Raw genomic sequence first — 22,752 nt, 5'->3', positions numbered from 1 at the left:
GCCGGTTGAGCGGGAACCTGTGCCGGATTGTGTGGCAGGGTAGGGGCTCGGCCGTGAGGAGAGTATATTCAGATGAAAAAAGAATTCAAGTTGGCGGTATTGCCCGGAGATGGAATCGGTCCTGAAATCATGGCGGAAGCCATGAAGGTACTCGATGCCGTGGAACAGAAGTTTCAAGTGCGTTTTGAGCGTCAGTTCGCCAATGTCGGCGGCGCCGCTATCGACCGGGATGGCAAGGCCTTGCCCGATGCGACTGTGGAGATCTGCCAGGCTTCCGACGCTATTCTATTCGGCAGCGTCGGTGGTCCCAAGTGGGATACGTTGCCTGCCGAAGAGCGCCCCGAGCGGGGGGCATTGTTGCCGTTGCGGCGTATTTTCGGGCTGTTCTGCAACTTGCGGCCCGCCATCGTTTTTCCTGCCCTGACCTCCGCTTCCTCTTTGAAAGAGGAAGTCATTGCGGGTGGCTTCGATATTCTGGTCGTGCGGGAGCTTACGGGCGGTATTTATTTTGCCCAGCCCAAAGGCGTGGAAGGCGAAGGCGGTGAGCGCCGCGGTTTCGATACCATGGCTTACACCGATGCCGAAGTCGAGCGTATTACGCGCGTGGCTTTCGATGCGGCCCGCAAACGCGGCAAGAAACTCGTTTCCATCGATAAAGCCAACGTACTGTCGACCTCGGTGCTGTGGCGTGAAGTGGTCGAGCGTGTTTCCGCCGATTATCCGGACGTTGTCTTGAGCCACATGTATGTCGATAATGCCGCCATGCAGTTGGTCAAGGCACCCAAGCAGTTCGATGTTCTTTTGTGCCCCAACATGTTCGGCGATATCTTGTCCGATGAAGCGGCTATGCTCACCGGCTCCCTCGGTATGCTTCCCTCCGCCTCCCTGGCCGAGGGTAGTTTCGGCATGTATGAGCCGGCTGGTGGCAGCGCCCCCGATATTGCCGGCAAAAATATAGCAAACCCCGTGGCTCAGATTCTTTCTGCGGCCATGTTGCTGCGCTATTCCTGCGGACTTGCCGATGCCGCCGATGCTGTCGAAAAAGCCGTGGAAAATTGCCTCGCCGCCGGTTTGCGTACCGGAGATATCTATCAGGATGCCGACGGTGAACAACTGGTATCCACCAGCGCCATGGGCGATGCCGTGGTTGCCGAGCTTATTAAAAGTTAAACGGAAAGGGGCCGGAGTAGGTCCGGCCTGACGAATCTATATTATTGCGGTTCAAGCGGAAGGAATCACCCATGTCCAAGTTGTTTAATGTTGCAGTTGTCGGGGCCACCGGCGCCGTGGGAAATCAGATGCTCGAAGTATTGGCCGAGCGCAATTTCCCCGTTAAGGAGTTGCGGCTGCTGGCCTCCGAACGTTCTGAAGGCAAATTTCTTGAATTCAAGGGCGAGCAACTCGTGGTGCAGAAGCTTGGCAGGGATTCTTTCAAGGATATCGATATCGCCCTGTTCAGCGCCGGGGGATCCCGTAGTGAGGAGTTTTGCCCCATTGCTGCCGCTTCCGGCGCTGTTTGTGTCGATAATTCCAGCGCCTGGCGCATGGATCCGGATGTGCCCCTGGTGGTTCCCGAGGTTAACCCCGCAGACGTAGCGCTGCATACCAATAAAGGGATCATCGCCAATCCCAACTGTTCCACCATTCAGATGATGGTGGCACTGAAGCCGTTGCACGATTATGCCAAAATCAAGCGTATCGTGGTGTCAACCTATCAGGCAGTCTCCGGTACCGGCCTCAACGCCATCGACGAACTGCGCGTTCAGTCGGGGGAATTGCTTAACGGCCGTCCCGCAGAATGTAAGGTGTATCCTCATCAGATCGCCTTTAACTGTCTGCCCCATATTGACGTCTTCCTCGATAACGGCTATACCAAGGAAGAGATGAAGATGGTTAACGAGACGCAGAAGATTCTGGGTGACGAATCTTTGCGGGTTACCGCGACAACCGTGCGCGTTCCGGTTTTTTACAGCCACAGTGAAGCTGTAAATATCGAAACCGAAAAACCGCTGTCCGCGGCCAAGGCCCGTGAACTGCTTGCGGCGGCCCCCGGTGTCAAGGTGGTGGATGATGTGGCCAATCTGGTTTATCCTACGGCCATCGATGCGGCCGGGCAGGATCTTACCTATGTCGGGCGCATCCGGGAAGACGAGTCCATCGATAACGGTTTGAACCTGTGGGTGGTGGCCGACAATCTGCGTAAGGGAGCAGCTACCAATGCAGTGCAGATAGCCGAATTGCTTGCGGCCAAGTATCTGTGATCGTTGGATGCGTTTTATCGTTTGACTTTATGGACAGAGGGGGCCGCTTGGCCCCCTTTATCTTTTGGTGACGACCATGGGCATCGATTGGGGTTCAGCAGGTGGCGATGTTGCGGCGCCTTGGATCGTAAATATTGACCCCCGGGGGAAGCTGGTTGCTCTGACGGCGGTCCTTGTTGCGGTCTTTTCCGCCACGCAGATCTGGCGGTTGGCCTTGCTGACGATGGTCGTGTTGCTGGCGGTCATGGTGGGGCGTGTTTCCTTCCTTCGTGTTCTGAAGCGGGTTTATGCCTTGCGCTGGGTGTTGATGGCGGGTGTGTTGTTGCATCTGATCGGTGGTTCGGGACGAACGCTTATGGGGCTGCCTTTTTTGTCTCTCGATGGATTGATAGCAGGTTCGATGGTGGGTTGGCGCCTGATATTGGCGGTTACCTGTTCATCGTTATTTTGCTGGACTACCTCAGCGCCGGCGTTGCTGGCGGCTGTGCTTGTCGTGATGAGGCCGGTCGAAGGATTGGTCCCGATTCATCGTGTGGCTCGCCACGGTATGCTGGTCCTTATGTGGTTGCCCCGGGTTCAGGATGAAGTGTTGGCTTTTATGGATGCTCGCAAGGCTGCTGTCGGCGCCCATCGCTATGGGGTCGCAGGATGGGTTAGCGAGTTCGGCCATCTCTTCGACCGACTGATTCTGGCGACCGATACGATGGCCGACGCCGTGCTTGACGGCGAGGTTCCTGTTTCGATGGAGGGAGCCGGCGTCGCCCATCGTTTGGCTTTTCGTGACCTGGGGATCTTTTTTGTCGTAGGTATTTTTGCATTCGTTTGGTTCTGGGGGTTGCCGTGAGCGTAGTCCGGCTTATTATTGAATACGATGGAACGCCGTACGTTGGTTGGCAGCGACAACCCAATGGTCTCTCGGTGCAACAGGTGGTCGAAGAAGCACTGGCAAAGGTTTGTGGCGGCCCGCATAGCCTGGTGTCTTCCGGACGTACCGATGCTGGTGTGCACGCACGGGGCATGGTGGCGCATTTCGTTACGCCGCAACCTTTGCCGATGGCGGCCTACAGGGAGGGTGTGAACCGTTTTCTTCCCGCCCAGATCGCGGTGCGCGATGCGGCTTTGATGCCGGATGATTTTCACGCCCGTTACAGCGCTGTGGGCAAGTGGTATCGTTACAGTATTTACCGCTCGCCGGTGAGATCGCCGTTGGCTTGCCGCTTTAGCTGGCATGTGCGGACCGTGCTCGATCTGCAAGCTATGCGACAGGCAGCTCGGTTGCTGGTCGGCCGTCATGATTTCGCGGCCTTTCGTGCCAGCGGATGTGCCGCCCGCACCACGGTTCGCGAGGTATTTTCCGTCGATATTGTGGATGCCGAGGAGTGGGTTTATGTCGATGTGCGCGGTAGCGGGTTTTTGCGCAACATGGTGCGTATCATGGTCGGCACCCTGGTCGAGGTTGGCCGGGGGGCTCGTCCGCCGGAAGAGGTCGGCGCCATGTTGGCCGGTGGTTGCCGCAAACAGTCCGGCATAACCGCACCTGCGCAGGGGCTTTGTCTGATGGAAGTCGCCTATGCGCCCCAGGATTGCGTCGAAGGCTAAAAAGACCTTGACATACCGGGGGCTTTCCGTTAAGTTCGGTTGTCCTGTGGTCCCGTTACGAAAATCACAGTTTACGCATAGAGAGGAAGCCATGAGCACGCAGGTAGCAAAGAAATCCGAGGTCAAAAAGAATTGGTACATCGTAGATCTGGACGGCAAGGTGCTGGGTCGGGCTGCGACTGAAATTGCTCGCGTTTTGAGGGGAAAGCATAAAGCGATCTACTCCCCGAGTGTCGATACCGGCGATTTCGTCGTTGTCGTCAACGCCGAGAAAGTCAAGCTGACCGGTAACAAGATGTCCGCTAAGATGTACTATCGTCATTCGGGATATCCTGGCGGGTTGCGTCAAGCCAACGCCGCTCAGATGCTCGAGAAAAAACCCGAAGATCTGATCAAAAAAGCTGTCAAGGGCATGCTTCCCAAGAACAAACTGGGGCGTGACATGTTCCGCAAGCTGAAGGTTTATACCGGCAGCGATCATCCCCACGCAGCTCAGCAGCCGCTCGAATTGAACATCTGAAGAATTCAGAACCGAGTCAGGAGATAAAGATGGCCGAACAAAGGTTCTACGCAACCGGCAAAAGAAAAACTTCCATTGCTCGCGTCTGGCTGAAGCCGGGTGAAGGCAATATTACCGTTAATCGTCGCACTCTGGATGAGTACTTTGGTCGTGAAACCTCCAAGATGGTTATCCGCCAGCCGCTCGAGCTGACCGACAATATGGGTAAGTTCGATATTATGGTCAATGTCTGCGGCGGTGGACCTTCCGGACAGGCCGGTGCCATCAAGCATGGTATCACCAAGGCTCTGCTGGAGGCCGATCCCGAATTGCGCGGCGTTCTCAAAAAAGCCGGCTTCATCACCCGTGACAGCCGTGCCAAGGAACGTAAGAAATACGGGCGCAAAGGTGCTCGTGCGCGGTTCCAGTTCTCCAAACGTTAATCCGGATATGTTACAGCCCGGCATCAGGCGGGGCTGTTTCTTGTCAGTCAAGGTGCAAAGGGAAACCCGTGGGTTTCCCTTTTCGCTTTTGAGGAGGATATCATGCTGAAAGTTGCCATTGTCGGCGCCAGTGGATATACCGGCGTCGAACTGATTCGTCTGTTGCTCAACCATCCTCAAGTCGAAATCACTTGTGTCACGTCCCGGCAAAACGCCGGTGCAAGTATTGACAGTGTGTTTCCTTCTCTGGCTGGGCGCATCGATCTGACATTCGATCCCGTAGATGTCGATACGATTATTCGGAAATCCGATTTCGTGTTCACGGCATTGCCCCACAAGGCAGCTATGGCCGTGGTTCCGGCTTTCCTCCATGCCGGGAAAAAGGTGGTGGATCTTTCCGCCGATTATCGCCTGCACGATGTCGATGTCTACGAAGCATGGTATGACAAACACACCAGCCCCGAGTTGCTTGACGAAGCGGTCTACGGCTTGCCTGAACTGTATCGTCAGCAGGTGGTTGATGCCCGGCTCGTCGCCAATCCGGGGTGCTATCCTACCAGCATTGCGCTGGGGTTGGCTCCGTTGTTGGAAAATAACCTTATCGACGCAGCTTCGCTGATTATCGACAGCAAGTCAGGTACCAGCGGGGCGGGTCGATCAGCCAAGGTCGGCAGCCTTTACTGCGAAGTCAATGAGGGATTCAAGGCCTACGGCGTGGCGTCTCATCGGCACACCCCCGAGATCGAACAGACCCTCGGGCAGCTTGCCGGAAAGCCTGTGCAGGTCAGTTTCACTCCCCATTTGTTGCCGGTGAACCGCGGTATCCTGTCAACCTGTTACGCTTCTTTAGTGCAGCCGATGGACACGGCACAGCTCCAGCAATTGTACGCCCAGCGCTATGCCGGCGAGATCTTCGTGCGGGTTCATCCTCAAGGCGAGCTTCCCAATATTTTGCATGTACGTGGCAGTAACTACTGCAATATCGGTGTGGTCAGCGACAAGCGAACCGGTCGCGTCATTATCGTGTCGGTTATCGATAACCTGCTTAAGGGGGCGGCAAGTCAGGCGGTACAGAACATGAATCTTATGCAGGCGTGGTCGGAAGATAGCGGATTGAGTGATCTTCCGCTGTATCCCTGATTTATGTCTTGCCGATTGAGGAACCCTGTGTCGTTTCTATGTCAATGTATCGGTCAACAAGGTGATTAATCCAGCCGCCGGGACTTCCGGAGGGCAGCACTGCAGCGATTTTTTGCCTACCAACAGGCAGGAAATGCTCGCCCGCGGCTGGGACGAACTGGATATCCTGTTTGTCAGCGGCGATGCCTATATCGATCATCCGGCCTTTGGCGTTCCGTTGTTGGCCCGGTTTATGGCCCATTACGGTTACCGTGTAGGTATCCTGGCTCAGCCCGATTGGCGTCAGCCGCAAGCCTTTAGCGTCATGGGGCGTCCAAGGTTGTTTGCCGCCGTGTCCGCCGGCGCCATGGATTCCATGGTTAATCACTATACGGCCGCGCGCAAGCTGCGGCGGAACGATGCTTACACTCCCGGCGGTAAAGCGGGCGCCCGCCCGAATCGGGCCGTGATTGCCTATACCGCGGCTCTCAAGGGCGTATTCAAAGGGGTGCCCGTCGTTGTCGGCGGCATCGAAGCGAGTTTGCGCCGCCTGGCTCATTTCGACTATTGGACCGAGCAGGTGCGTCGTTCGGTATTGGTTGACGCCAAGGCCGATCTTCTGATTTACGGCATGGCCGAAAATACCTTGCTCGAGCTGGCCCGGCGCTGTTGCGCCGGGGAGAGCCCCGCACAGATTATGAATCTGCCCGGCACCGCTGTTGTTTGTCCGGATATCCCCCCTGGTGCCCTGGAACTTCCATCTTATGAAGCGGTCAGCAACGACCCGGAGGCTTTCGGTCGTGCCTTCCGTCTCGCCGCCGAGGAGGGCAACCCCTATAGCGGCCGGGCTGTGGCGCAACGGCACGGCAACCGTTGGGTGCTGGTAAATCCGCCGTCTCTGCCATTATCCCAGACCGAGCTTGACGGCATTTATGCCTTGCCTTTCAGTCGTAAGCCCCATCCCGGTTACCGGGAATCGATCCCGGCTTTTGAACAGATCCGTTTTTCCGTTACCAGCCATCGAGGTTGTTGCGGGGGCTGTGCTTTTTGCGCCATCGCGTCTCACCAGGGAAAAATTATCCAGTCTCGCTCTCAGGCTTCGATTGTCTCTGAAGTAACGGACATGGCCCGGGATAAGGGCTTCCGCGGTACAATCACCGATGTGGGCGGCCCGACCGCCAATATGTACGGTATGTCCTGCGGGAATATCAAGGCACGCAAATCGTGCCGCCGTGACGGTTGTCTGTTTCCGCAGCCGTGTCGGCATCTGGTCATCGAAGATCAAGCCGCGGCCTCACTGCTCGAAAAAGTGAGAAGGCTCCCCGGCGTGAAGCATGTTTTTGTCGCGTCCGGAATTCGCCTGGATCTGTTGGAACGACAGCCGGCATATTTTCAACAATTGCTTAAACATCATGTCGGGGGATTGTTGAAAGTTGCGCCTGAAACGCTCAGCGACAAAGTGGCCCGTATCATGCGCAAGCCGGGTGCGGCGCTTTTCAACCGTTTTTTGAAACAGTTTCGTGCTTACAGCCGCGCTCTGGATAAACGTCAATCCGTGGTCCCTTATCTGATCGCCGGTCACCCGGGATGTACCCTTGGCGATATGGTCGATACCGCGTTGTTCCTCAAGGAAAACGGGATGCGCGTCGAGCAGGTTCAGGAATTCACTCCCACGCCCGGGACCCTTGCCACATGCATGTACCATACGGGGGTCGATCCCTATTCGGATACGCCCGTTGCGGTTGCCAGGTCGGCCAGGGAAAGGCGACTGCAAAAAGCTTTGCTGTTATCGCATCTTCCCGAAAACCGGGATGATGTGTTGCAGGCATTGCAAATCTGCGGGCGGGAGGACGTTGCCGCGCAACTATTGGGAGCCCCTCCTGCCAACATGCCGAAAAAGGCCGGGCCGCCCCGAAGATCGAGAAGGCGCCCCCCGAAAAGGCCGAGTCGCGGAAAATAACCTGGGATCCAGGCCGTTTTCTGTGAACGATTGTGCGCTGGCTCTAACCTGGAGGCCTGCTTGACAGGCCTGGCACGGAAGCTTAATATAGCGCCCCTTGGCGAAGGCCCAGGTCGGTCTGCTGAGTCCGGTCGATACGGTCTTCGAGCGTGTTCTTGCCCTGCAAAGGTCTATAAGTCAGGGAATGATAATGGTTTTAGACAATTCCGGCAGGAGACAACCATGGTCGAATTTTTGGTGACAGTTGCAGGGGTCGTTTTGATTGTCGAAGGGATGCCCTGGTTTCTTTCACCGCCGAGAATGAAAAGAACGCTGCTCAGTTTTGTCGCGCTGCCGGATCGTGTTTTGCGTGGTATGGGCCTGTTTCTGATGCTGGGCGGATTGCTGCTGGTATATCTTGTGAAGGGATAACCCTTGTCATATCGACGCTCCTTTTTTTGCATTCCATATCCGCAGTCGGCTTGGAGCCGGCCTGTTTCCCGGATGATTTGCATGGCGCGTTATTGATGTCCGATTTTTTGCCAGAGGCCGATAGACGTTGACTTTTGTTCGACAGGTATGTTTGATTGCTGGGGCACTTGGGCCCCGCGCAACCGGTAGGTTTTTCAAGCGATGCGTTTGAGTGATTTTGATTTTGAGTTGCCGGAGGAATTGATCGCCCAACATCCTTTGGCGCAAAGACAGGCTTCCCGCCTGATGGTTCTCAACCGAGTGACGCAACAGCTTCAATTGGCGCAGTTCGCCGATATCGCCGATTGGTTTCGTCCGGGTGATGTGCTTGTGGTGAATGATACGCGTGTAATCCCGGCGCGTCTGATCGGCCGCAAGCAAACCGGCGGCCGTATCGAGGTATTTCTGGTACGGCGTTTGCCCGGCGTGGAAGAGGTTTGGGCGTGCCTTACCAAGTGTTCCAAATCACCCCGTCCGGGGACGCGCTTGATTCTTGGCGAAGGCCTTGAAGGCACGGTTGTCGAAGGGGGTGAACCTCCTTATCGGCATGTGCGGTTTTCTTTTCAGGGCGATTTCAGTCAAGTCTTGGAGCAGGTGGGCCGGATACCGCTGCCGCCGTATATCCGACGTGAGGCTACACCGGATGACCGCAGCCGTTATCAGACTGTCTTTGCACGCGAGGCCGGCGCGGTGGCGGCGCCCACGGCAGGGCTGCATTTTACCGATGAGATTCTCGATGTTTTGCGGGCCAAGGGGGTAGAGATTCAGCCTCTGACCCTGCATGTCGGCCTGGGGACATTCCTTCCCATGCGTACCGACGATATTACCGAACACCGGATGCACGAGGAAAATTATTTTGTGCCCGAGGGTACGGCCGCTGCGGTTAATCGGGCCAAGGATGACGGCCGGCGTGTGATTGCCCTCGGTACCACCAGTACCCGTACACTGGAGTACGCTGTCGATGAACAGGGCAGGTTGCAGGCAGGGGCCGGCACATGCGATCTGTTTATACGCCCCGGATTCAAGTTTCGGATCGTTGACGGGCTGGTCACGAATTTCCATCTTCCGTGCTCCACATTGTTGGTGCTGGTGGCCGCCCTTGCCGGACGTGAATTCATCCTTGAGGCTTATCAGCGGGCTGTGGCGGAAAAATTTCGATTTTTCAGTTACGGCGACTGTATGTTGATCCTTTGATAGGTACCCATGTCGAAGTCCGGAGATGTCTCCGAATGTTTCCTTCGATCGTCTTTTAGAGAGAAATGTGATCTGTGACCGATTTCAGATTTGAACTTTTAAAACAAGATACCACCAGCAGAGCCCGCCGCGGCAGGATGATCACTCGGCGAGGCGTGGTCGAAACGCCCGTGTTTATGCCGGTAGGTACCCAGGGTACGGTCAAGGCTATTTTGCCGGAGCAGTTGAAGGAAGAAGGCGCTCAGATTATACTTGCCAACACCTATCACCTGTTTTTGCGGCCAGGCCATGAACGTGTCAGGCGATTAGGCGGCTTGCACCGTTTCATGCACTGGGACGGACCGATTTTGACGGACAGCGGCGGTTTTCAGGTTTTCAGCCTCGGGAAATTGCGCAAAATAAGCGAAGAAGGTGTACGTTTTCAGTCCCATCTTGACGGCTCCCATCAGATCCTTACGCCGGAGCTGTCTATCGCCGTGCAGGAGGCTTTGGGGTCAGATATCATCATGGTCTTTGATGAATGTATTCCCTATCCGTCTTCGCGCGAGTATGTCGCCGAATCTACGGCCCTTTCAACGCGCTGGGCCGAGCGATCCAAAAAAGCCCGCAGCGCACAGGACGGTTCAGCCCTGTTCGGTATTGTACAGGGAGGCATGCATGCCGATCTGCGCCGCCAAAGTGCCGAGCAGCTCATGGAGATCGGCTTTGACGGCTATGCCCTTGGCGGCCTGTCCGTCGGCGAAGAAGCCGAGCGTATGTACGAGATGATGGATGTGGCCCTGCCGCTGTTGCCTGACAACCGGCCGCGTTACGTCATGGGGGTAGGGACGCCGGAAAACCTTATTGAAGGCATTGCCCGTGGGGTCGACATGTTCGATTGCGTCATGCCGACACGCAATGCCCGCAACGGAACATTGTTTACGTCTTTCGGCAAGATCAGCATCAAACAGGCGCGTTACGCCGACGACGACGGTCCCATCGACCCTGACTGCGGATGCTATGTCTGCCGTCATTATAGCCGTGCCTATCTGCGGCACCTGTTTCAAAGCAACGAGATCCTGGCTTCGATGCTCAATACCCGGCATAACCTTCACTACTATCTGGATTTGATGGCGCAGGCACGTGTTGCCATCGAAGAGGACCGGTTCGAAGCCTTCCGTGCGGATTTTTACCGACGTAGAAACGATGGCGGCCTGTCGGTTTGAAAAAGTCGGAGACTGTTCTTGCATTTATGTTAGTCTGCTCATAAACTCAACCTCGAAGATCGAAACTTCAAACTAAAGGAGCTGATTATGTTCTGGATTTCCGAAGCACATGCCATGGCGGCCCCTCCCGGTGGTCAAAGCAATCCCTACGGAACGGTCATCATGCTGGTGTTGATGTTCGGTATTTTTTACTTTTTGCTGATTCGTCCCCAGCAAAAACGCGCCAAAGAGCATAAGAACCTGGTGGATGCACTCAAGGTCGGCGATATGGTCGTTACCGCCGGCGGCATTCATGGCAAAGTGGCCAGCGTGCAGGATGAAATCGTCACCCTGGAAGTTGCCACCGGTGTCAAAATCAAGATGAATCGTTCCTCTATTGTAAGTGTTGGGCAGAATTAAGCCTCAGGGGGTAACCCTTTCGGCGGATCCGACCTGTTGCTTTTGCATGTTGCCATTGCGGGCGGGAAGAGATTCTTATTTACGGCGCTGACGCTTGCTGCGAGCGTTATTGAGATTCGGCAGGACCTCCTGCCGGAATACTCAACTCGCGGGGGATTGTCGGACGACGTGTTGCCATTGATTGCGAAAGGAGTAGTGAAAAGCCATGTCCAAGAGCATCAAGCTGCGGGGAGGGGTTGTACTGTTCTGCCTCGCTCTGTCATTGTTGGCTTTAATGCCGACTCTGTTTCCCAACAGTTCCCCTGATTGGCTGAAGAAGAGCTTCGACCCTTTGCATCTCGGACTCGATCTGCAGGGCGGCATGCACCTGGTTCTCGGGGTTGATGTCGAAAAAGCGGTCGAAAGCCGGATCGACGGCATCGTCGACCAGGTGGAAACCGAGCTGAAAGAAAAAGACATCATTTTCAAGCGCGTCTCCCGGGTGGGTAACGATCGCTTGGTTGTCGTTGTTTATGACGACGAGGCCGGCAAGCAGGTCGATGCCTTTATGGCCGACGGCGGCTATCGCGATCTGGAGCCTTTAACATTGGAAACTCAGGGCGGTTATATCGAAAAATATTTCCGCTTTTCCTCTTCTGCCGTGGCGTCCATCCAGGATAATGCCGTGAAGCAGGCTCTCGAGACCTTACGTAACCGCATCGACCAATTCGGCGTCAGTGAAACCGTTCTGCAAAGGCAGGGCAGCGACCGTATTCTGGTTCAGTTGCCCGGCATCAAGGATCCCCGGCGGGCCGTGGACCTGCTCGGCAAAACCGCTTTGCTCGAATTCAAGATGGTTGCGGAAAACATCGATCTGCAGGCTGCGGCCAAAGGGGTGTTGCCTCCCGGTACCCAGTTGCTTTACGAAAGACAGGTTGACCGGCGCAGTGGCGCGGTCACCCAGACGCCCTTGGTGGTCTACGACAAAACCGTGCTTACCGGCGATCTGGTCTCCGATGCGCAGGTGCGGATAGACCCCCGATTCAACGAACCCTACGTATCGATCGACTTCAATGCTGTCGGTGCCAAGCGTTTCGACCAGATAACCGCTTCCAATGTCGGCAAGCGCATGGCCATCGTGCTTGACGATACCGTTTATTCCGCGCCGTTTATCCGCGAACGGATCTCCGGCGGCAGCGCGCAGATCTCCGGTTCCTTCGACGAGCAGGAGGCCACCGATCTGGCCATCGTACTGCGGGCCGGATCATTGCCTGCGCCGGTTACCATCCTTGAAAATCGCACCGTCGGTCCCTCCCTCGGTCTGGATTCCATCCATCGTGGTATCTGGTCGGTCATTATCGGCTGCGTGGCGGTGGTGCTGGCCATGGGCATCTATTACAACCTCGCCGGCCTGGTGGCCAACCTGGCCCTGGTACTCAACCTGGTGTTCATTATGGCCATGCTGAGTCTGTGCAAGGCCAGTCTCACGCTGCCAGGTATCGGCGGTATCGTGCTGACTCTGGGGATGGCGGTGGATGCCAATGTGCTCATTTATGAGCGTATCCGTGAGGAGTTGCGGCTCGGCAAGAGTGCCCGCAATGCCCTGGAGGCCGGCTACAGTAAAGCCTTTTTGACCATTATGGATGCCAATATCACGACCCTGATCGCTGCTTTGGTGCTCTTTCAGTTCGGCACCGGTCCGGTCAAAGGCTTTGCCGTGACCCTGTCCATCGGGATTGCCGCGTCGCTGTTTACGGCGATATTCGTCTCACGTGTTATTTTCGACTTTTTCCTGGAACGCTACCAGGTCAAGCGATTGAGTATCTAGGGAGGACGGCATGCAGGTTATCAAGCATGATATCAATATAAATTTTGTCGGCTGGCGCAAACTGGCGCTGATCTTCTCTCTGGTGCTGATTGTAGTGGGCATGGGTTCTCTGGTCGTCAAGGGCGGTCCCAATTACGGTATCGATTTTTCCGGGGGAACCCTCATTCAGGTCAAGTTTACCGAAGCGACCAAGGCAGCCCAGATCAAGTCCGCTCTTAAGGAGATGGATATGAAGGGTTTGCTGGTGCAGAACTTCGAGGGAGATTCCCATGAATTTCTGCTGCGCGCCCAGGATACCAGTTCCGAGCTCGAGGGGCTTGCTGATGAGATTCGCCTTCACCTGGAAAAAACCTACGGTGAAGGTACCGTTGAAATCCGCAGGGTGGAAATGGTCGGTCCGCAGGTCGGTAAGGATTTGCGCAAAAAAGGTCTGCTGGCCATTGTCTTTGCCATGGTCGGCGTCCTGATCTATATCACCATTCGTTTCGAGTTCAAGTTCGCCGTGGGTGCCATCATCGCCCTGCTGCACGATGTACTTATCACCCTTGGCGCGTTTTCCTTGTTCAACAAGGAGATCGATCTGCCGATCATCGCCGCTTTTCTGGCCATCATCGGTTACTCTCTGAACGACACCATTATCGTTTACGATCGCATCCGCGAAAACTGCGCGAAATCGACCAAGGAGGAATTCCCCACCAGGGTCAATGCCAGTATCAACGAAACCCTGTCCCGGACCATTCTTACCTCCGGAACGACGCTGCTGGTTATCCTGGCCTTGTTCCTGTTTGGTGGCGGTGTCATCCACAACTTCGCATTCGCCATGCTGGTCGGGGTGGTGGTCGGAACCTATTCGTCGATTTTTGTTGCCAGCCCCGTGTTGCTGTTCTGGGATGACTACAAGAATCGCAAGCAGGCGGCCGTCAAGGCACCTTGATTGCGGGTTGCCGTTACTGGTAAAAATGGGGCCGGGGGGGGAAACCCTTCCGGCCCTTTCACTTTTGGTGCGTACCGATCGATCCGAGGAAATATGAGTGAAGCATCCGACACGCTCTGGTTAGAGCGAGACGTTAGCGAACAACTCGATGCCGTGGCTTTGCAGCAATGCCTGGGCCTGTCGCGACTTGCATCGGAAGCGCTGTTGCGGCGCGGGCTTGGCTCCCTCGATGAGGTGCAAGCCTTTTTGCAGGCAAAACTGTCCAGTATGCCCGATCCCTGCCTGATGGCCGATATGGACAAGGCCGTAGAGCGCCTTGCGCAGGCGGTGTGCAACCGCGAAAAGATTGCGGTGCACGGCGATTATGACGTCGACGGCATATCCGGTACAGCGTTGCTGGTTGAAACCCTGAGGGCCTTCGGGGCCCGGGTTTCCTATCATATTCCGCTGCGTCTCAAGGACGGCTACGGCGTTTCCGCCGCGGCCCTGGAAGATTGCGCGACCCATGGCGCGACTCTTGCGGTGACCGTGGACTGCGGTGTTTCCGCGCACGCACAGGCCATGCGGGCGGCTGAACTGGGGCTGGATCTGATCATAACCGACCATCATCAGGTTCCGGAAACGCTACCTGCGGCCCTTGCCATTGTCAATCCATCCCGCCCGGATTGCGGTTATCCTTTCAAGAATCTCGCCGGTGTCGGGGTGGCATTTTTGCTGTTGGTCGCGTTGCGAAAACACCTCCGGGATCTTGGTCACTGGAAGACGGTTTGCGAGCCCGACCTGCGTTACGGACTCGATCTTGTCGCTTTGGGGACAATTGCCGATATTGTACCGCTCAAGGGCCTCAACCGGGCCTTGACCAAGGCGGGACTGGAGTTGCTGTCCCATTCCGGTCGGGCCGGACTACAGGCTTTGAAGAAGGTCGCCGGCGTGGACAAGGTCACCTGCGGGAGCATCGGTTTCCGCCTGGCGCCGCGGATCAACGCCGCCGGCCGCCTCGAAGACGGTGCTGTCGGTGTCGAGTTGTTGCTGCAAGAGTCCGTACAGGATGCCATGGCGACGGCCGAAATGCTGGACAGGGTCAATAGCGACCGTCAGGCTATTGAACAGCAGACCCTGGAACAGGCCGATGAGCGTTGGCGGCAGCGGTCATCCGGCGCCACCCATAGCATTGTGCTGGCTGACGAGCGCTGGCATCCCGGTGTGATCGGTATCGTTGCCAGCCGCCTGGTGGAGAAGTATCATCGTCCGACCATCCTGATCGCACTGAACGAGGGGGTGGGGAAGGGGTCGGGCCGGTCGATAAAGGGGTTGCACCTCTATCAGGCGTTGTCGGACTGTCAAGCCTTTCTGCAGGGGTTCGGGGGGCACGAGTATGCAGCCGGATTGACAATCGATGCCGGCCGGGTGGAGGCCTTCGCCAGGGATTTCGAAAAACTGGCCCGCCAGACCCTGAGCCCGGAAGATTTGCGGTTCAGGCAATTTCATGATGGCGAGGTTTCTCTCGAGGAAATCGATCTCGACAGCATCGATGAACTATCTCGTCTGGCCCCTTTCGGTCCGGGCAACCCGCAGCCGGTTTATCTGGCGCGGGGAGTGCATCTGCAAAGCGTGCAACGGGTGGGGGACAAACACCTGCGTTTCATTGCCTGTCAGGGAGGGCACGGTCTGCCTTGTATCGCCTTCGGGATGGCGGAGAGGCAGGCGCAGTTGGCCGGCCCGCAGGATATTCTGTTCACTCCGCAACGCAACGAATGGCGGGAGCGCGTTTCCGTTCAGTTGCAGGTGCGCGATATCCGCCCGGTTTCCATGGCCTGAATCCGCATCTTACCCTTCCTGCCGGTTTTCATTCCGGCGTGATGCGTTATCATATCAGGGACGAATAATCTTTTCCGCAAGGGAGGTGGTGTTATGTCCCTGGTTTATTCGCAAGATATGCCCATTGGCAGCGCCATGCCGGCATTCCGTCTCAAGGATCCCTACGGGCATCTTTTCGGCAGTGATGAATTGTTCGGACGCAAGGGATTGCTGGTGGTGTTCAGCTGCAATCACTGCCCCTATGCCAATGCCCAATGGCCCAGGCTTGTCGCTTTGGCTGCCGAGTTCAAATCGCGTGGTATAGCCTGCGTGGCCATTAACAGCAATATCCACCCTGACTATCCCGAGGATGCGCCTTCGGCAATGAAACGGAAAATCGCCGCGTTGCAGATCGATTTTCCTTATCTCGTGGATGACACGCAGCAGGTTGCACGCGATTTTGCCGCGCAATGCACGCCGGACCCCTACTTGTTCGATGCCGCGGGGTTTCTTGTGTATCATGGTCGTATCGATGACAATTGGAAGGATGAGGGGAAGGTGACCCGGCACAATCTCAGGGACGCCATGGAAGCGCTTGTACACGGTGCGCCGTGTCTGGAAGTTCAATCGCCCTCCATGGGGTGTTCCATCAAATGGCGTCATTGAATTCTTGAAGCCGTAAAAGCGGACTCCATATGAAAAAAGCCCGGGGATAAAATCCGCCGGGCTTCGTAGGTTCAGGACGGCACGGATCAGCAGAGGCCGGTATCGCGTGCGATTTTTTCCCAGGCGGGCAGACTTGCCTGGATGGTTTCCATGGGGATGCAATAGGCGATACGGAAATAACCCGGGGTGCCGAAACCTTGTCCGGGAACGACCAGCACCCGGTGTTCCTGGGTCAGGCGGGCAAAGGCCACGTCATCTTCCATGGGGGATTCGGGAAACAGGTAAAAGCCGCCCTGGGGCTTGACCATGCGAAAGCCGAGCGCGCTGAGGTGGTTGTAGAGGACATCCCGCTTGGCCTGATAGTCGGCGATATCTACGCTTTCGTCCTGCAACCCGGCAACCAGTCGCTGCATGAGGGCCGGAGCATTGACAAACCCCAGGACACGGTTACAGAAAATCGCTCCTTCCATGAATTTCTGCACCTCATCCATGGCTGGATTGGCGGCCAGGTACCCGATGCGTTCACCCGGCAGGGCCAGGTCTTTGGAGTGGGATGTCACAATAACCGCATTCCGCACATGGGAGAAGATGCAGGGTACCTCGGCATGGTCGTAGCTCAAACGAGCGTACGGTTCATCGGACAGCACAAACAGGGTACGGTCCAATTCCTGTTGCTTGCGTTCCAGCATGTCGCCAAGAGTCTGCAGGTCTTCGGGCGGATAGATGACTCCGGTGGGGTTGTTGGGCGAATTAATGATAATGGCCCTGGTCTTGGGGCCGATGGCAGCTTCAATGGCATCTATGTCGAGTTGGAAGCTGTCTTTGCGGGTAGGCACGGTTTTGGTTGTACCGCCATGATTATCGACGTAGAAAATGTATTCGACAAAATAAGGGGCCAGAATAATGACTTCGTCGCCCGGGTCGAGGATGGTTTTGAGAGTTACATTCAAGGCCCCGCCTGCACCGCAGGTCATGATGATATGGCCGGCTTCAACCGGAGACTGGGCCACCTTCGACAGATGGCGGGCCACGGCCTCGCGGGTTTCCGGGTAGCCGGCGTTGTTCATGTAACGGTGCATGCCCGGTTGCGGATTCAGGGCCAGTTCCTGCAACGCCTTGTTGAAGGCCTTCGGCGGCTCTGTCGAGGGGTTGCCGAGGGTGAAATCAAAGACCTGGTCTTCGCCATAGATAGCCTTAAGGCGCGAACCTTCTTCAAACATTTTACGAATCCAGGATGCCCGTTCGATAAAGCCGGAAACTTTGGTGGAAATTGCCATGATCCCTCCGTGAGAAAAATACACCTGCGATGGTATACGCCGTAGTGTAATCCCTGGATCGTGGCCGGTCAAGGATTTAGCAGAAGGGCGTCAGGGCGCAACGCAGGCTTTCGTTTGCTTTTTATGCATGAATAGGCTAATCTTTCAGGCCAAATTTTAAGGGATGGGGTGACCATGGAAAAAAAAGATCTGGAAGTTTTGTCGAAATTGCGTCACAAAATCGATACCATCGATGACGAGATTTTGGATCTGCTCAATGAAAGGGCGCGTGTCGCCCAGGACATCGGCCACGCCAAGGCCGGGCAGGGGCTGGAATTCTATAACCCCGGCCGCGAACTGGCTGTATTCGAGCGTCTTATCGCCCGGAATAGCGGCCCGTTCCCGTCTGAAGCTATCCGCCGTGTGTACAGGGAGATTATTTCCGCGTCGCTGTCCCTTGAGCAGCCCATGAAGGTGGCCTTTTTCGGGCCCTCGGCAACATTCACCCATCAGGCGGCTCAAAAACAGTTCGGTTTTTCTGCACAGCTGGTGGCGCAGAAAAGTATCCCGGCAGTATTCGAAGAGGTGCGTCGCGGGCGCGCCGACTACGGCGTGGTCCCGGTCGAAAATACCACCGAGGGCATTGTGTCCCATACCCTCGATATGTTTGTCGAGTCCGATCTTAAAATCAATGCGGAGATTCTTCTGGAGATTTCCCACGATCTGCTTTCTCTTTCCGGAAAGATGGAAGATATCGAAAAGGTGCTGTCGCATCCCCAGGCTTTGGCGCAATGCCGTCATTGGCTGGAGGAAAATCTGCCAGATGTACCGTTGGTCGATGCATCGAGTACCGCTATGGCGGCACGCCAGGCGGCGGAGGATTCCAGCGTTGCCGCCATCGCCAGCGAAATTGCGGCTTCCCTTTACGGATTGCGCATCGTCAAGCCCAAGATTCAGGACAACACCAACAACCTCACGCGCTTCCTTGTCGTAGGGCGGCAGCTTACGTCTCCTACCGGACATGATAAAACCTCGGTACTGTTCATTGTCGCGGATGAGCCCGGAGTCCTTTGCCGGATGCTTGGGCCTTTCAATAAACGCGGTATCAATCTTTCCAAAATCGAAAGCCGCCCCATTAAAACCAAGGCGTGGGAGTATATCTTTTTCCTCGATCTGGAAGGGCATGTTGAAGATGCCGCCGTCGCTGAGGCGCTGGAAGACCTGCAGGCTTGCTGCCGCTCTTTCAAGGTGCTCGGTTCCTATCCCCGCTGTCGTTGACGCTGAATGTGAGTTCATTTCAATCAAGGTATAGATAGCTAACATGTCGGATTTTTTTATTCCCAAATTAGCCGTGGTCGGTGTCGGGTTGATCGGAGGATCCTTCGCCCTGGCCCTCAAGGAGGCCGGCCTGGTCGGCGAGGTTGTCGGTATCGGCCGTGGCCGTGCCAATCTCGAAACGGCCCTCAAAAAGGGCGTGGTCGACGCGTTCACTCATTCCCTGGCCGAGGGTGTGGCCGGCGCGGATGTGGTTTTTCTGGCAACGCCGGTGCAGACCCTGGCCAAAGTAGCGGCCGAGGTTATCCCGCATATGAAACCCGGTTCCGTGTTGACGGACGGCGGCAGCGTCAAGGCCGAAGTCATCTGCGCGATAGAACCTCTGTTGCGCGAGGATATCCAGTTTGTGCCCGGACATCCGGTAGCCGGTACTGAACAAAGCGGCGCAGCGGCTGCATTTGCCTCTCTTTATCGGGGACGCCGTTGTATTCTTACGCCGACCTCGCGTACCGATGGCCAGGCTCTGGAGCTGATCAAATCTCTCTGGCAGGCTGCCGGCAGCGAGGTGGTCGTGATGACACCGGAAAAACACGACCGCGTGCTTGCCGGCATCAGCCATCTGCCGCATATGGTGGCTTATGCACTGGTCGATGCCGTGGCCAATTGCGGTGGTGAGAATGAGAATATCCTCAACTATTCCGCCGGGGGATTCCGTGATTTTACGCGCATCGCATCTTCCGATCCGACCATGTGGCGGGATATCGCTCTGAGTAACCGGGTTGCTTTGCTGGAAGTCCTCGAGACTTTCGAGCACAGTCTGGCAGAGGTCAAGCGCGATATTTGTCAGGGCAACGGTGAGGCGCTATACGACTTTTTCCTACGGTCCAAGCAGCGTCGGGATGCCATCGTATAACGTGCCTGGCTGAACAATTCGATTGTATGAATGTTAGGGGAAACAATGAGTGAAAATCAGGTAATAAAACCCGGCGGCCGATTGGTTGGCGAAGTGCAGGTTCCCGGAGATAAGTCTATTTCGCATCGGGCCATTATGCTTGGTGCGCTGGGTGAGGGTGAGACCGTGGTGCGCGGGCTTTTGCGCGGCGAGGATAATTTAGCCACTCTGGAGGCCTTTCGATCTATGGGCGTGGCTTTCTGCGAGGATGGCGACGGCGCGTTGCGTATTGCCGGTCGCGGTTTGCATGGTTTGCAGGAACCTCAGGACGTTATCGATTGCGGCAATTCCGGAACCACCATGCGTTTAATGACCGGCCTGTTGGCGGGCCAGCAGTTTTTCTCGGTTATGACGGGCGACCGGTTTTTACGTAAACGCCCCATGAAGCGCGTGGTTGGCCCTTTGACCGCAATGGGCGCTCATATTCTGGGTCGGGCCGGCGGTGAATATGCGCCTTTGGCATTGCAGGGGAAAACACTGCAGGGAATCACCCATCACTCTGCCGTTGCCAGCGCGCAGGTCAAATCCGCCTTGCTGCTGGGTGGACTTTACGCCGAAGGCCCGACGACGGTCCACGAGCCCCATCGTTCCAGAGATCACAGCGAACGCATGTTGACCTGGTTCGGTGCCGATGTCAGGCCCTTTGAAGGCGGCGTGACCCTGCATCCCGGTTCTTGTCTTAAAGGGGGCGAGGTTATAGTGCCCGGGGATATCTCTTCGGCAGCCTTTTTTATGGTGGCTGCATTGATCGTGCCCGGCTCCGAACTCCTGATACGACAGGTAGGGGTTAATCCGACCCGCAGTGGTGTTATCGATATCCTTCGTCAGATGGGCGGCAACATCGAACTGCTCAACGAGCGCGACTGCTCCGGCGAACCGGTCGCCGATATCCTGGTTAAGGCAAGTGACCTTAAGGGTGTCGAAATCGGTGGCGCCGTGATCCCTCGTGCCATCGACGAGTTCCCTGTTATCAGTGTTGCAGCCGCTTTTGCCGAAGGCCGGACCGTGATTCGTGATGCCAGGGAATTGCGCGTCAAGGAGACCGATAGAATCGCATCCATGTGTTCGCAAATGGGGGCACTCGGTGCTCTGGTGGAGCCGCGGGAGGATGGCATGGTGATCACCGGCGGACCTTCTCTTGGCGCAGCTAAGGTCAGTTCCCTGGGCGACCATCGTATCGGCATGAGTATGGCGGTGGCGGCATTGCGCGCCTCCGCTCCGGTAACCGTTACCGATACTGAATGTACGGCAACCTCTTTTCCCGGTTTTTGGGAACTCTTCAACAGTGTTCGGGAACATTAAAGGCGCCCTTGGTTTTTCAGGGTCAGAAAGGCCACACTCGTGAATCGGCAGTTGATTATAGCCATCGACGGCCCGTCCGGCGTCGGTAAAAGCACCCTGAGTCGCCGTTTGGCTCAGCAGTTGCGGTACGTAAATATAGACACCGGAGCCATGTACCGTTGTGTCGCTCTGGCGGCTCACCGTGCCGGGCTGGCAGCGGATGACGAAAAATCTCTTCAGGCGCTGTGTGCCGATATGGAGATCCGCTTTGTCCGTAAGGATGGTACGGAAAAGGTTTTACTGAACGGAGAGGATGTGTCGGAAGCTATCCGCACTCCGGAAATCAGTCTGTTGTCATCCAGGGTTTCTGCCCAGCCGACAGTGCGCCAATGCATGTTGGGGCTGCAACGCCAGATGGGTGAGCAGGGTGGTGTTGTGCTGGAAGGCCGGGATATCGGTACCGTGGTATTCCCGTCTGCGGAGGTCAAGTTTTTCCTGGCCGCCACCGCCCGGGAACGTGGAAAACGGCGTTATCTGGAACTGAAAGCCAAAGGAATGGATGTCGATCTCGATCAAACCATCGCCGAAGTCGAAGCCAGAGATGCTGCCGACAGCGGCCGCCTGCATGCCCCATTGCGGCAAGCCGAGGATGCCGTGTTGATCGATACGACTTGCATGAATATCGACCAGGTACTGGAGCGCATGCTTCAGGTTGTGGCCGAGCGCCAACAGGTTTGTGATCCGTCGAAGGAGGGTGCTGCATCATGAAGATCATTCTGGCCGATAGTGCCGGTTTCTGTTTTGGCGTCAAGCGTGCCACCAACCTCGCTTTTGATGCCGCCGAGCAATTTGAGCACATCTGTTCACTCGGTCCCATTATCCATTCGCCGCAGGTAGTCAAAAAGCTGGAGGAAAAAGGGATCAAGGTCATCCGCAAGGTCGAGGACATCGATCATGGCGCCGTGATTATTCGCTCCCACGGTATAACGGCCGAGGAACTCGACATTATTCACGATCGCGAACTGAAGATTGTGGATGCGACCTGTCCGTTCGTAAAAAAGGCCCAGGATTATGCCACCATGCTTTGTAACGAAGGCTATTCGGTGGTTCTGGTCGGCGAAAAGGACCATCCGGAAGTGCAGGGCATTATTTCCTACACGCGGGGCGGTGAAGTGTTTGTCGTAGCCGATTGCAAGGAAGCCCAGCGTCTGCCCAACAGGCCCAAACTGGGCATTGTCGCACAGACGACCCAGTCGTTTAAGAATCTTCAGCAAATAGCGGATATCTGTCTCGGAAAGAGTAAGGAAGTTCGTATATTCAATACCATATGCGATGCAACTTCCGTGCGTCAGAACGAAGCTCGTAAAATAGCCTGCGAAGCCGATCTCATGCTGGTTGTGGGTGGTTTCAACAGTGCCAATACCACCAGGCTTGCCCAGATCTGCCAGGAAATCCAACCGCGGACTTTTCATGTCGAAACGGTCGAGCAGATTCAGGACGGGTGGTTTGAAGGGGTCGAATGCGTCGGTATTACCGCCGGGGCTTCCACGCCGCGCTGGATTATCGATCAGGTCGTCGAGCGGGTCTCCGACATGTCCAAATAAATGTTTGTTTTTTATAGGTTGTCGTGTTATGTTTGCGCTGATGACCTCAGG

The 22,752-nt window shown here is 56.0% G+C and carries 22 protein-coding genes; 21 read left to right on the top strand and 1 reads right to left on the bottom strand.

The genetic code is table 11. The annotated features are described in order from the left end of the window. Window positions 1–72: 72 nt before the first annotated feature. From leuB to PCAR_RS10450, 16 genes are all read left to right on the top strand, one after another. Window positions 73–1,170, top strand: coding sequence for a 3-isopropylmalate dehydrogenase (gene leuB, locus PCAR_RS10525; RefSeq protein ID WP_011341649.1), 1,098 nt, complete (start codon window positions 73–75; stop codon window positions 1,168–1,170). Between the two features lie 71 nt (window positions 1,171–1,241). Next, window positions 1,242–2,261 (top strand): aspartate-semialdehyde dehydrogenase, encoded by a 1,020-nt coding sequence (locus PCAR_RS10520; protein ID WP_011341648.1) that lies wholly within the window; start codon window positions 1,242–1,244, stop codon window positions 2,259–2,261. 76 nt (window positions 2,262–2,337) lie between these two features. Next, a complete protein-coding gene (locus tag PCAR_RS10515; RefSeq protein WP_011341647.1) occupies window positions 2,338–3,105 on the top strand; it encodes an energy-coupling factor transporter transmembrane component T family protein in 768 nt (255 codons plus the stop codon). Continuing rightward, a complete protein-coding gene (truA, locus tag PCAR_RS10510) occupies window positions 3,102–3,860 on the top strand; it encodes a tRNA pseudouridine(38-40) synthase TruA (RefSeq protein ID WP_011341646.1) in 759 nt (252 codons plus the stop codon). Before PCAR_RS10515 ends, truA begins: the two co-directional genes overlap by 4 nt. Window positions 3,861–3,951: 91 nt before the next feature. After that, window positions 3,952–4,380 (top strand): 50S ribosomal protein L13, encoded by a 429-nt coding sequence (gene rplM, locus PCAR_RS10505; protein WP_011341645.1) that lies wholly within the window; start codon window positions 3,952–3,954, stop codon window positions 4,378–4,380. Window positions 4,381–4,409: 29 nt separating this feature from the next. Next, window positions 4,410–4,802, top strand: coding sequence for a 30S ribosomal protein S9 (gene rpsI, locus PCAR_RS10500; RefSeq protein WP_011341644.1), 393 nt, complete (start codon window positions 4,410–4,412; stop codon window positions 4,800–4,802). Window positions 4,803–4,904: 102 nt separating this feature from the next. After that, window positions 4,905–5,942, top strand: coding sequence for an N-acetyl-gamma-glutamyl-phosphate reductase (gene argC, locus PCAR_RS10495; protein ID WP_011341643.1), 1,038 nt, complete (start codon window positions 4,905–4,907; stop codon window positions 5,940–5,942). Between the two features lie 61 nt (window positions 5,943–6,003). After that, entirely contained in the window at window positions 6,004–7,881 is a 1,878-nt protein-coding gene (locus PCAR_RS10490) for a YgiQ family radical SAM protein (RefSeq protein ID WP_011341642.1), read from the top strand. A 222-nt stretch (window positions 7,882–8,103) separates the two neighbouring features. Beyond that, entirely contained in the window at window positions 8,104–8,292 is a 189-nt protein-coding gene (locus tag PCAR_RS10485) for a DUF2065 domain-containing protein (RefSeq protein WP_011341641.1), read from the top strand. A gap of 201 nt (window positions 8,293–8,493) precedes the next feature. Then, window positions 8,494–9,525 (top strand): tRNA preQ1(34) S-adenosylmethionine ribosyltransferase-isomerase QueA, encoded by a 1,032-nt coding sequence (gene queA, locus PCAR_RS10480; RefSeq protein WP_011341640.1) that lies wholly within the window; start codon window positions 8,494–8,496, stop codon window positions 9,523–9,525. Between the two features lie 74 nt (window positions 9,526–9,599). Next, on the top strand, window positions 9,600–10,730 hold the full coding sequence (tgt, locus tag PCAR_RS10475; RefSeq protein WP_011341639.1) for a tRNA guanosine(34) transglycosylase Tgt: 1,131 nt from the start codon (window positions 9,600–9,602) through the stop codon (window positions 10,728–10,730). A gap of 87 nt (window positions 10,731–10,817) precedes the next feature. Then, a complete protein-coding gene (gene yajC, locus PCAR_RS10470) occupies window positions 10,818–11,129 on the top strand; it encodes a preprotein translocase subunit YajC (RefSeq protein ID WP_011341638.1) in 312 nt (103 codons plus the stop codon). Between the two features lie 205 nt (window positions 11,130–11,334). Then, the gene (gene secD / locus PCAR_RS10465; RefSeq protein WP_011341637.1) at window positions 11,335–12,936 is read left to right on the top strand and encodes a protein translocase subunit SecD; all 1,602 of its coding nucleotides are present in this window, start codon (window positions 11,335–11,337) and stop codon (window positions 12,934–12,936) included. A 10-nt stretch (window positions 12,937–12,946) separates the two neighbouring features. Further along, window positions 12,947–13,870: a protein translocase subunit SecF gene (secF, locus tag PCAR_RS10460; protein ID WP_011341636.1), complete on the top strand. Its 924-nt coding sequence runs from the start codon at window positions 12,947–12,949 to the stop codon at window positions 13,868–13,870. A gap of 93 nt (window positions 13,871–13,963) precedes the next feature. Further along, complete coding sequence (gene recJ, locus PCAR_RS10455) at window positions 13,964–15,688, top strand: single-stranded-DNA-specific exonuclease RecJ (protein ID WP_011341635.1); 1,725 nt, start codon at window positions 13,964–13,966, stop codon at window positions 15,686–15,688. A 93-nt stretch (window positions 15,689–15,781) separates the two neighbouring features. Next, entirely contained in the window at window positions 15,782–16,333 is a 552-nt protein-coding gene (locus tag PCAR_RS10450) for a thioredoxin family protein (RefSeq protein WP_011341634.1), read from the top strand. 86 nt (window positions 16,334–16,419) lie between these two features. Here PCAR_RS10450 and PCAR_RS10445 read toward each other — a convergent pair whose 3' ends face one another. After that, complete coding sequence (locus tag PCAR_RS10445; RefSeq protein ID WP_011341633.1) at window positions 16,420–17,610, bottom strand: pyridoxal phosphate-dependent aminotransferase; 1,191 nt, start codon at window positions 17,608–17,610, stop codon at window positions 16,420–16,422. Window positions 17,611–17,784: 174 nt separating this feature from the next. On the opposite strand from PCAR_RS10445, the gene pheA reads away from it, so the two are divergent. From pheA to PCAR_RS10420, 5 genes are read left to right on the top strand one after another with little or no spacing between them, the layout of a single operon-like run. After that, window positions 17,785–18,867 (top strand): prephenate dehydratase, encoded by a 1,083-nt coding sequence (pheA, locus tag PCAR_RS10440; protein WP_011341632.1) that lies wholly within the window; start codon window positions 17,785–17,787, stop codon window positions 18,865–18,867. Window positions 18,868–18,910: 43 nt separating this feature from the next. Further along, window positions 18,911–19,777, top strand: a complete 867-nt coding sequence (locus tag PCAR_RS10435) for a prephenate dehydrogenase (RefSeq protein WP_011341631.1) — start codon at window positions 18,911–18,913, stop codon at window positions 19,775–19,777. Window positions 19,778–19,822: 45 nt separating this feature from the next. Next, window positions 19,823–21,118: a 3-phosphoshikimate 1-carboxyvinyltransferase gene (gene aroA, locus PCAR_RS10430; RefSeq protein ID WP_011341630.1), complete on the top strand. Its 1,296-nt coding sequence runs from the start codon at window positions 19,823–19,825 to the stop codon at window positions 21,116–21,118. A gap of 39 nt (window positions 21,119–21,157) precedes the next feature. Beyond that, entirely contained in the window at window positions 21,158–21,865 is a 708-nt protein-coding gene (cmk, locus tag PCAR_RS10425) for a (d)CMP kinase (RefSeq protein WP_011341629.1), read from the top strand. After that, window positions 21,862–22,701 carry a 4-hydroxy-3-methylbut-2-enyl diphosphate reductase gene (locus PCAR_RS10420; RefSeq protein ID WP_011341628.1) on the top strand — a complete coding sequence of 280 codons (840 nt, stop codon included), beginning with the start codon at window positions 21,862–21,864 and terminating at the stop codon, window positions 22,699–22,701. The genes cmk and PCAR_RS10420 overlap by 4 nt, the downstream gene beginning before the upstream one ends. The last annotated feature ends 51 nt before the right edge of the window (window positions 22,702–22,752 follow it).

It is taken from the genome of Syntrophotalea carbinolica DSM 2380 (genome assembly GCF_000012885.1).
GTDB lineage: Bacteria > Desulfobacterota > Desulfuromonadia > Desulfuromonadales > Syntrophotaleaceae > Syntrophotalea > Syntrophotalea carbinolica.
Note: the sequence above shows the minus strand (reverse complement) of the source record. Positions and strands in the feature narration are given on the sequence as shown.

Bases quoted from the DNA above. Each gene is read 5' to 3' on its own strand.
- leuB (WP_011341649.1), top strand. From the start codon at position 73: ATGAAAAAAGAATTCAAGTTGGCGGTATTGCCCGGAGATGGAATCGGT.
- PCAR_RS10520 (WP_011341648.1), top strand. From the start codon at position 1,242: ATGTCCAAGTTGTTTAATGTTGCAGTTGTCGGGGCCACCGGCGCCGTG.
- PCAR_RS10515 (WP_011341647.1), top strand. From the start codon at position 2,338: ATGGGCATCGATTGGGGTTCAGCAGGTGGCGATGTTGCGGCGCCTTGG.
- rplM (WP_011341645.1), top strand. From the start codon at position 3,952: ATGAGCACGCAGGTAGCAAAGAAATCCGAGGTCAAAAAGAATTGGTAC.
- rpsI (WP_011341644.1), top strand. From the start codon at position 4,410: ATGGCCGAACAAAGGTTCTACGCAACCGGCAAAAGAAAAACTTCCATT.
- argC (WP_011341643.1), top strand. From the start codon at position 4,905: ATGCTGAAAGTTGCCATTGTCGGCGCCAGTGGATATACCGGCGTCGAA.
- PCAR_RS10485 (WP_011341641.1), top strand. From the start codon at position 8,104: ATGGTCGAATTTTTGGTGACAGTTGCAGGGGTCGTTTTGATTGTCGAA.
- queA (WP_011341640.1), top strand. From the start codon at position 8,494: ATGCGTTTGAGTGATTTTGATTTTGAGTTGCCGGAGGAATTGATCGCC.
- yajC (WP_011341638.1), top strand. From the start codon at position 10,818: ATGTTCTGGATTTCCGAAGCACATGCCATGGCGGCCCCTCCCGGTGGT.
- secD (WP_011341637.1), top strand. From the start codon at position 11,335: ATGTCCAAGAGCATCAAGCTGCGGGGAGGGGTTGTACTGTTCTGCCTC.
- secF (WP_011341636.1), top strand. From the start codon at position 12,947: ATGCAGGTTATCAAGCATGATATCAATATAAATTTTGTCGGCTGGCGC.
- recJ (WP_011341635.1), top strand. From the start codon at position 13,964: ATGAGTGAAGCATCCGACACGCTCTGGTTAGAGCGAGACGTTAGCGAA.
- PCAR_RS10450 (WP_011341634.1), top strand. From the start codon at position 15,782: ATGTCCCTGGTTTATTCGCAAGATATGCCCATTGGCAGCGCCATGCCG.
- PCAR_RS10445 (WP_011341633.1), bottom strand. From the start codon at position 17,610: ATGGCAATTTCCACCAAAGTTTCCGGCTTTATCGAACGGGCATCCTGG.
- pheA (WP_011341632.1), top strand. From the start codon at position 17,785: ATGGAAAAAAAAGATCTGGAAGTTTTGTCGAAATTGCGTCACAAAATC.
- PCAR_RS10435 (WP_011341631.1), top strand. From the start codon at position 18,911: ATGTCGGATTTTTTTATTCCCAAATTAGCCGTGGTCGGTGTCGGGTTG.
- aroA (WP_011341630.1), top strand. From the start codon at position 19,823: ATGAGTGAAAATCAGGTAATAAAACCCGGCGGCCGATTGGTTGGCGAA.
- PCAR_RS10420 (WP_011341628.1), top strand. From the start codon at position 21,862: ATGAAGATCATTCTGGCCGATAGTGCCGGTTTCTGTTTTGGCGTCAAG.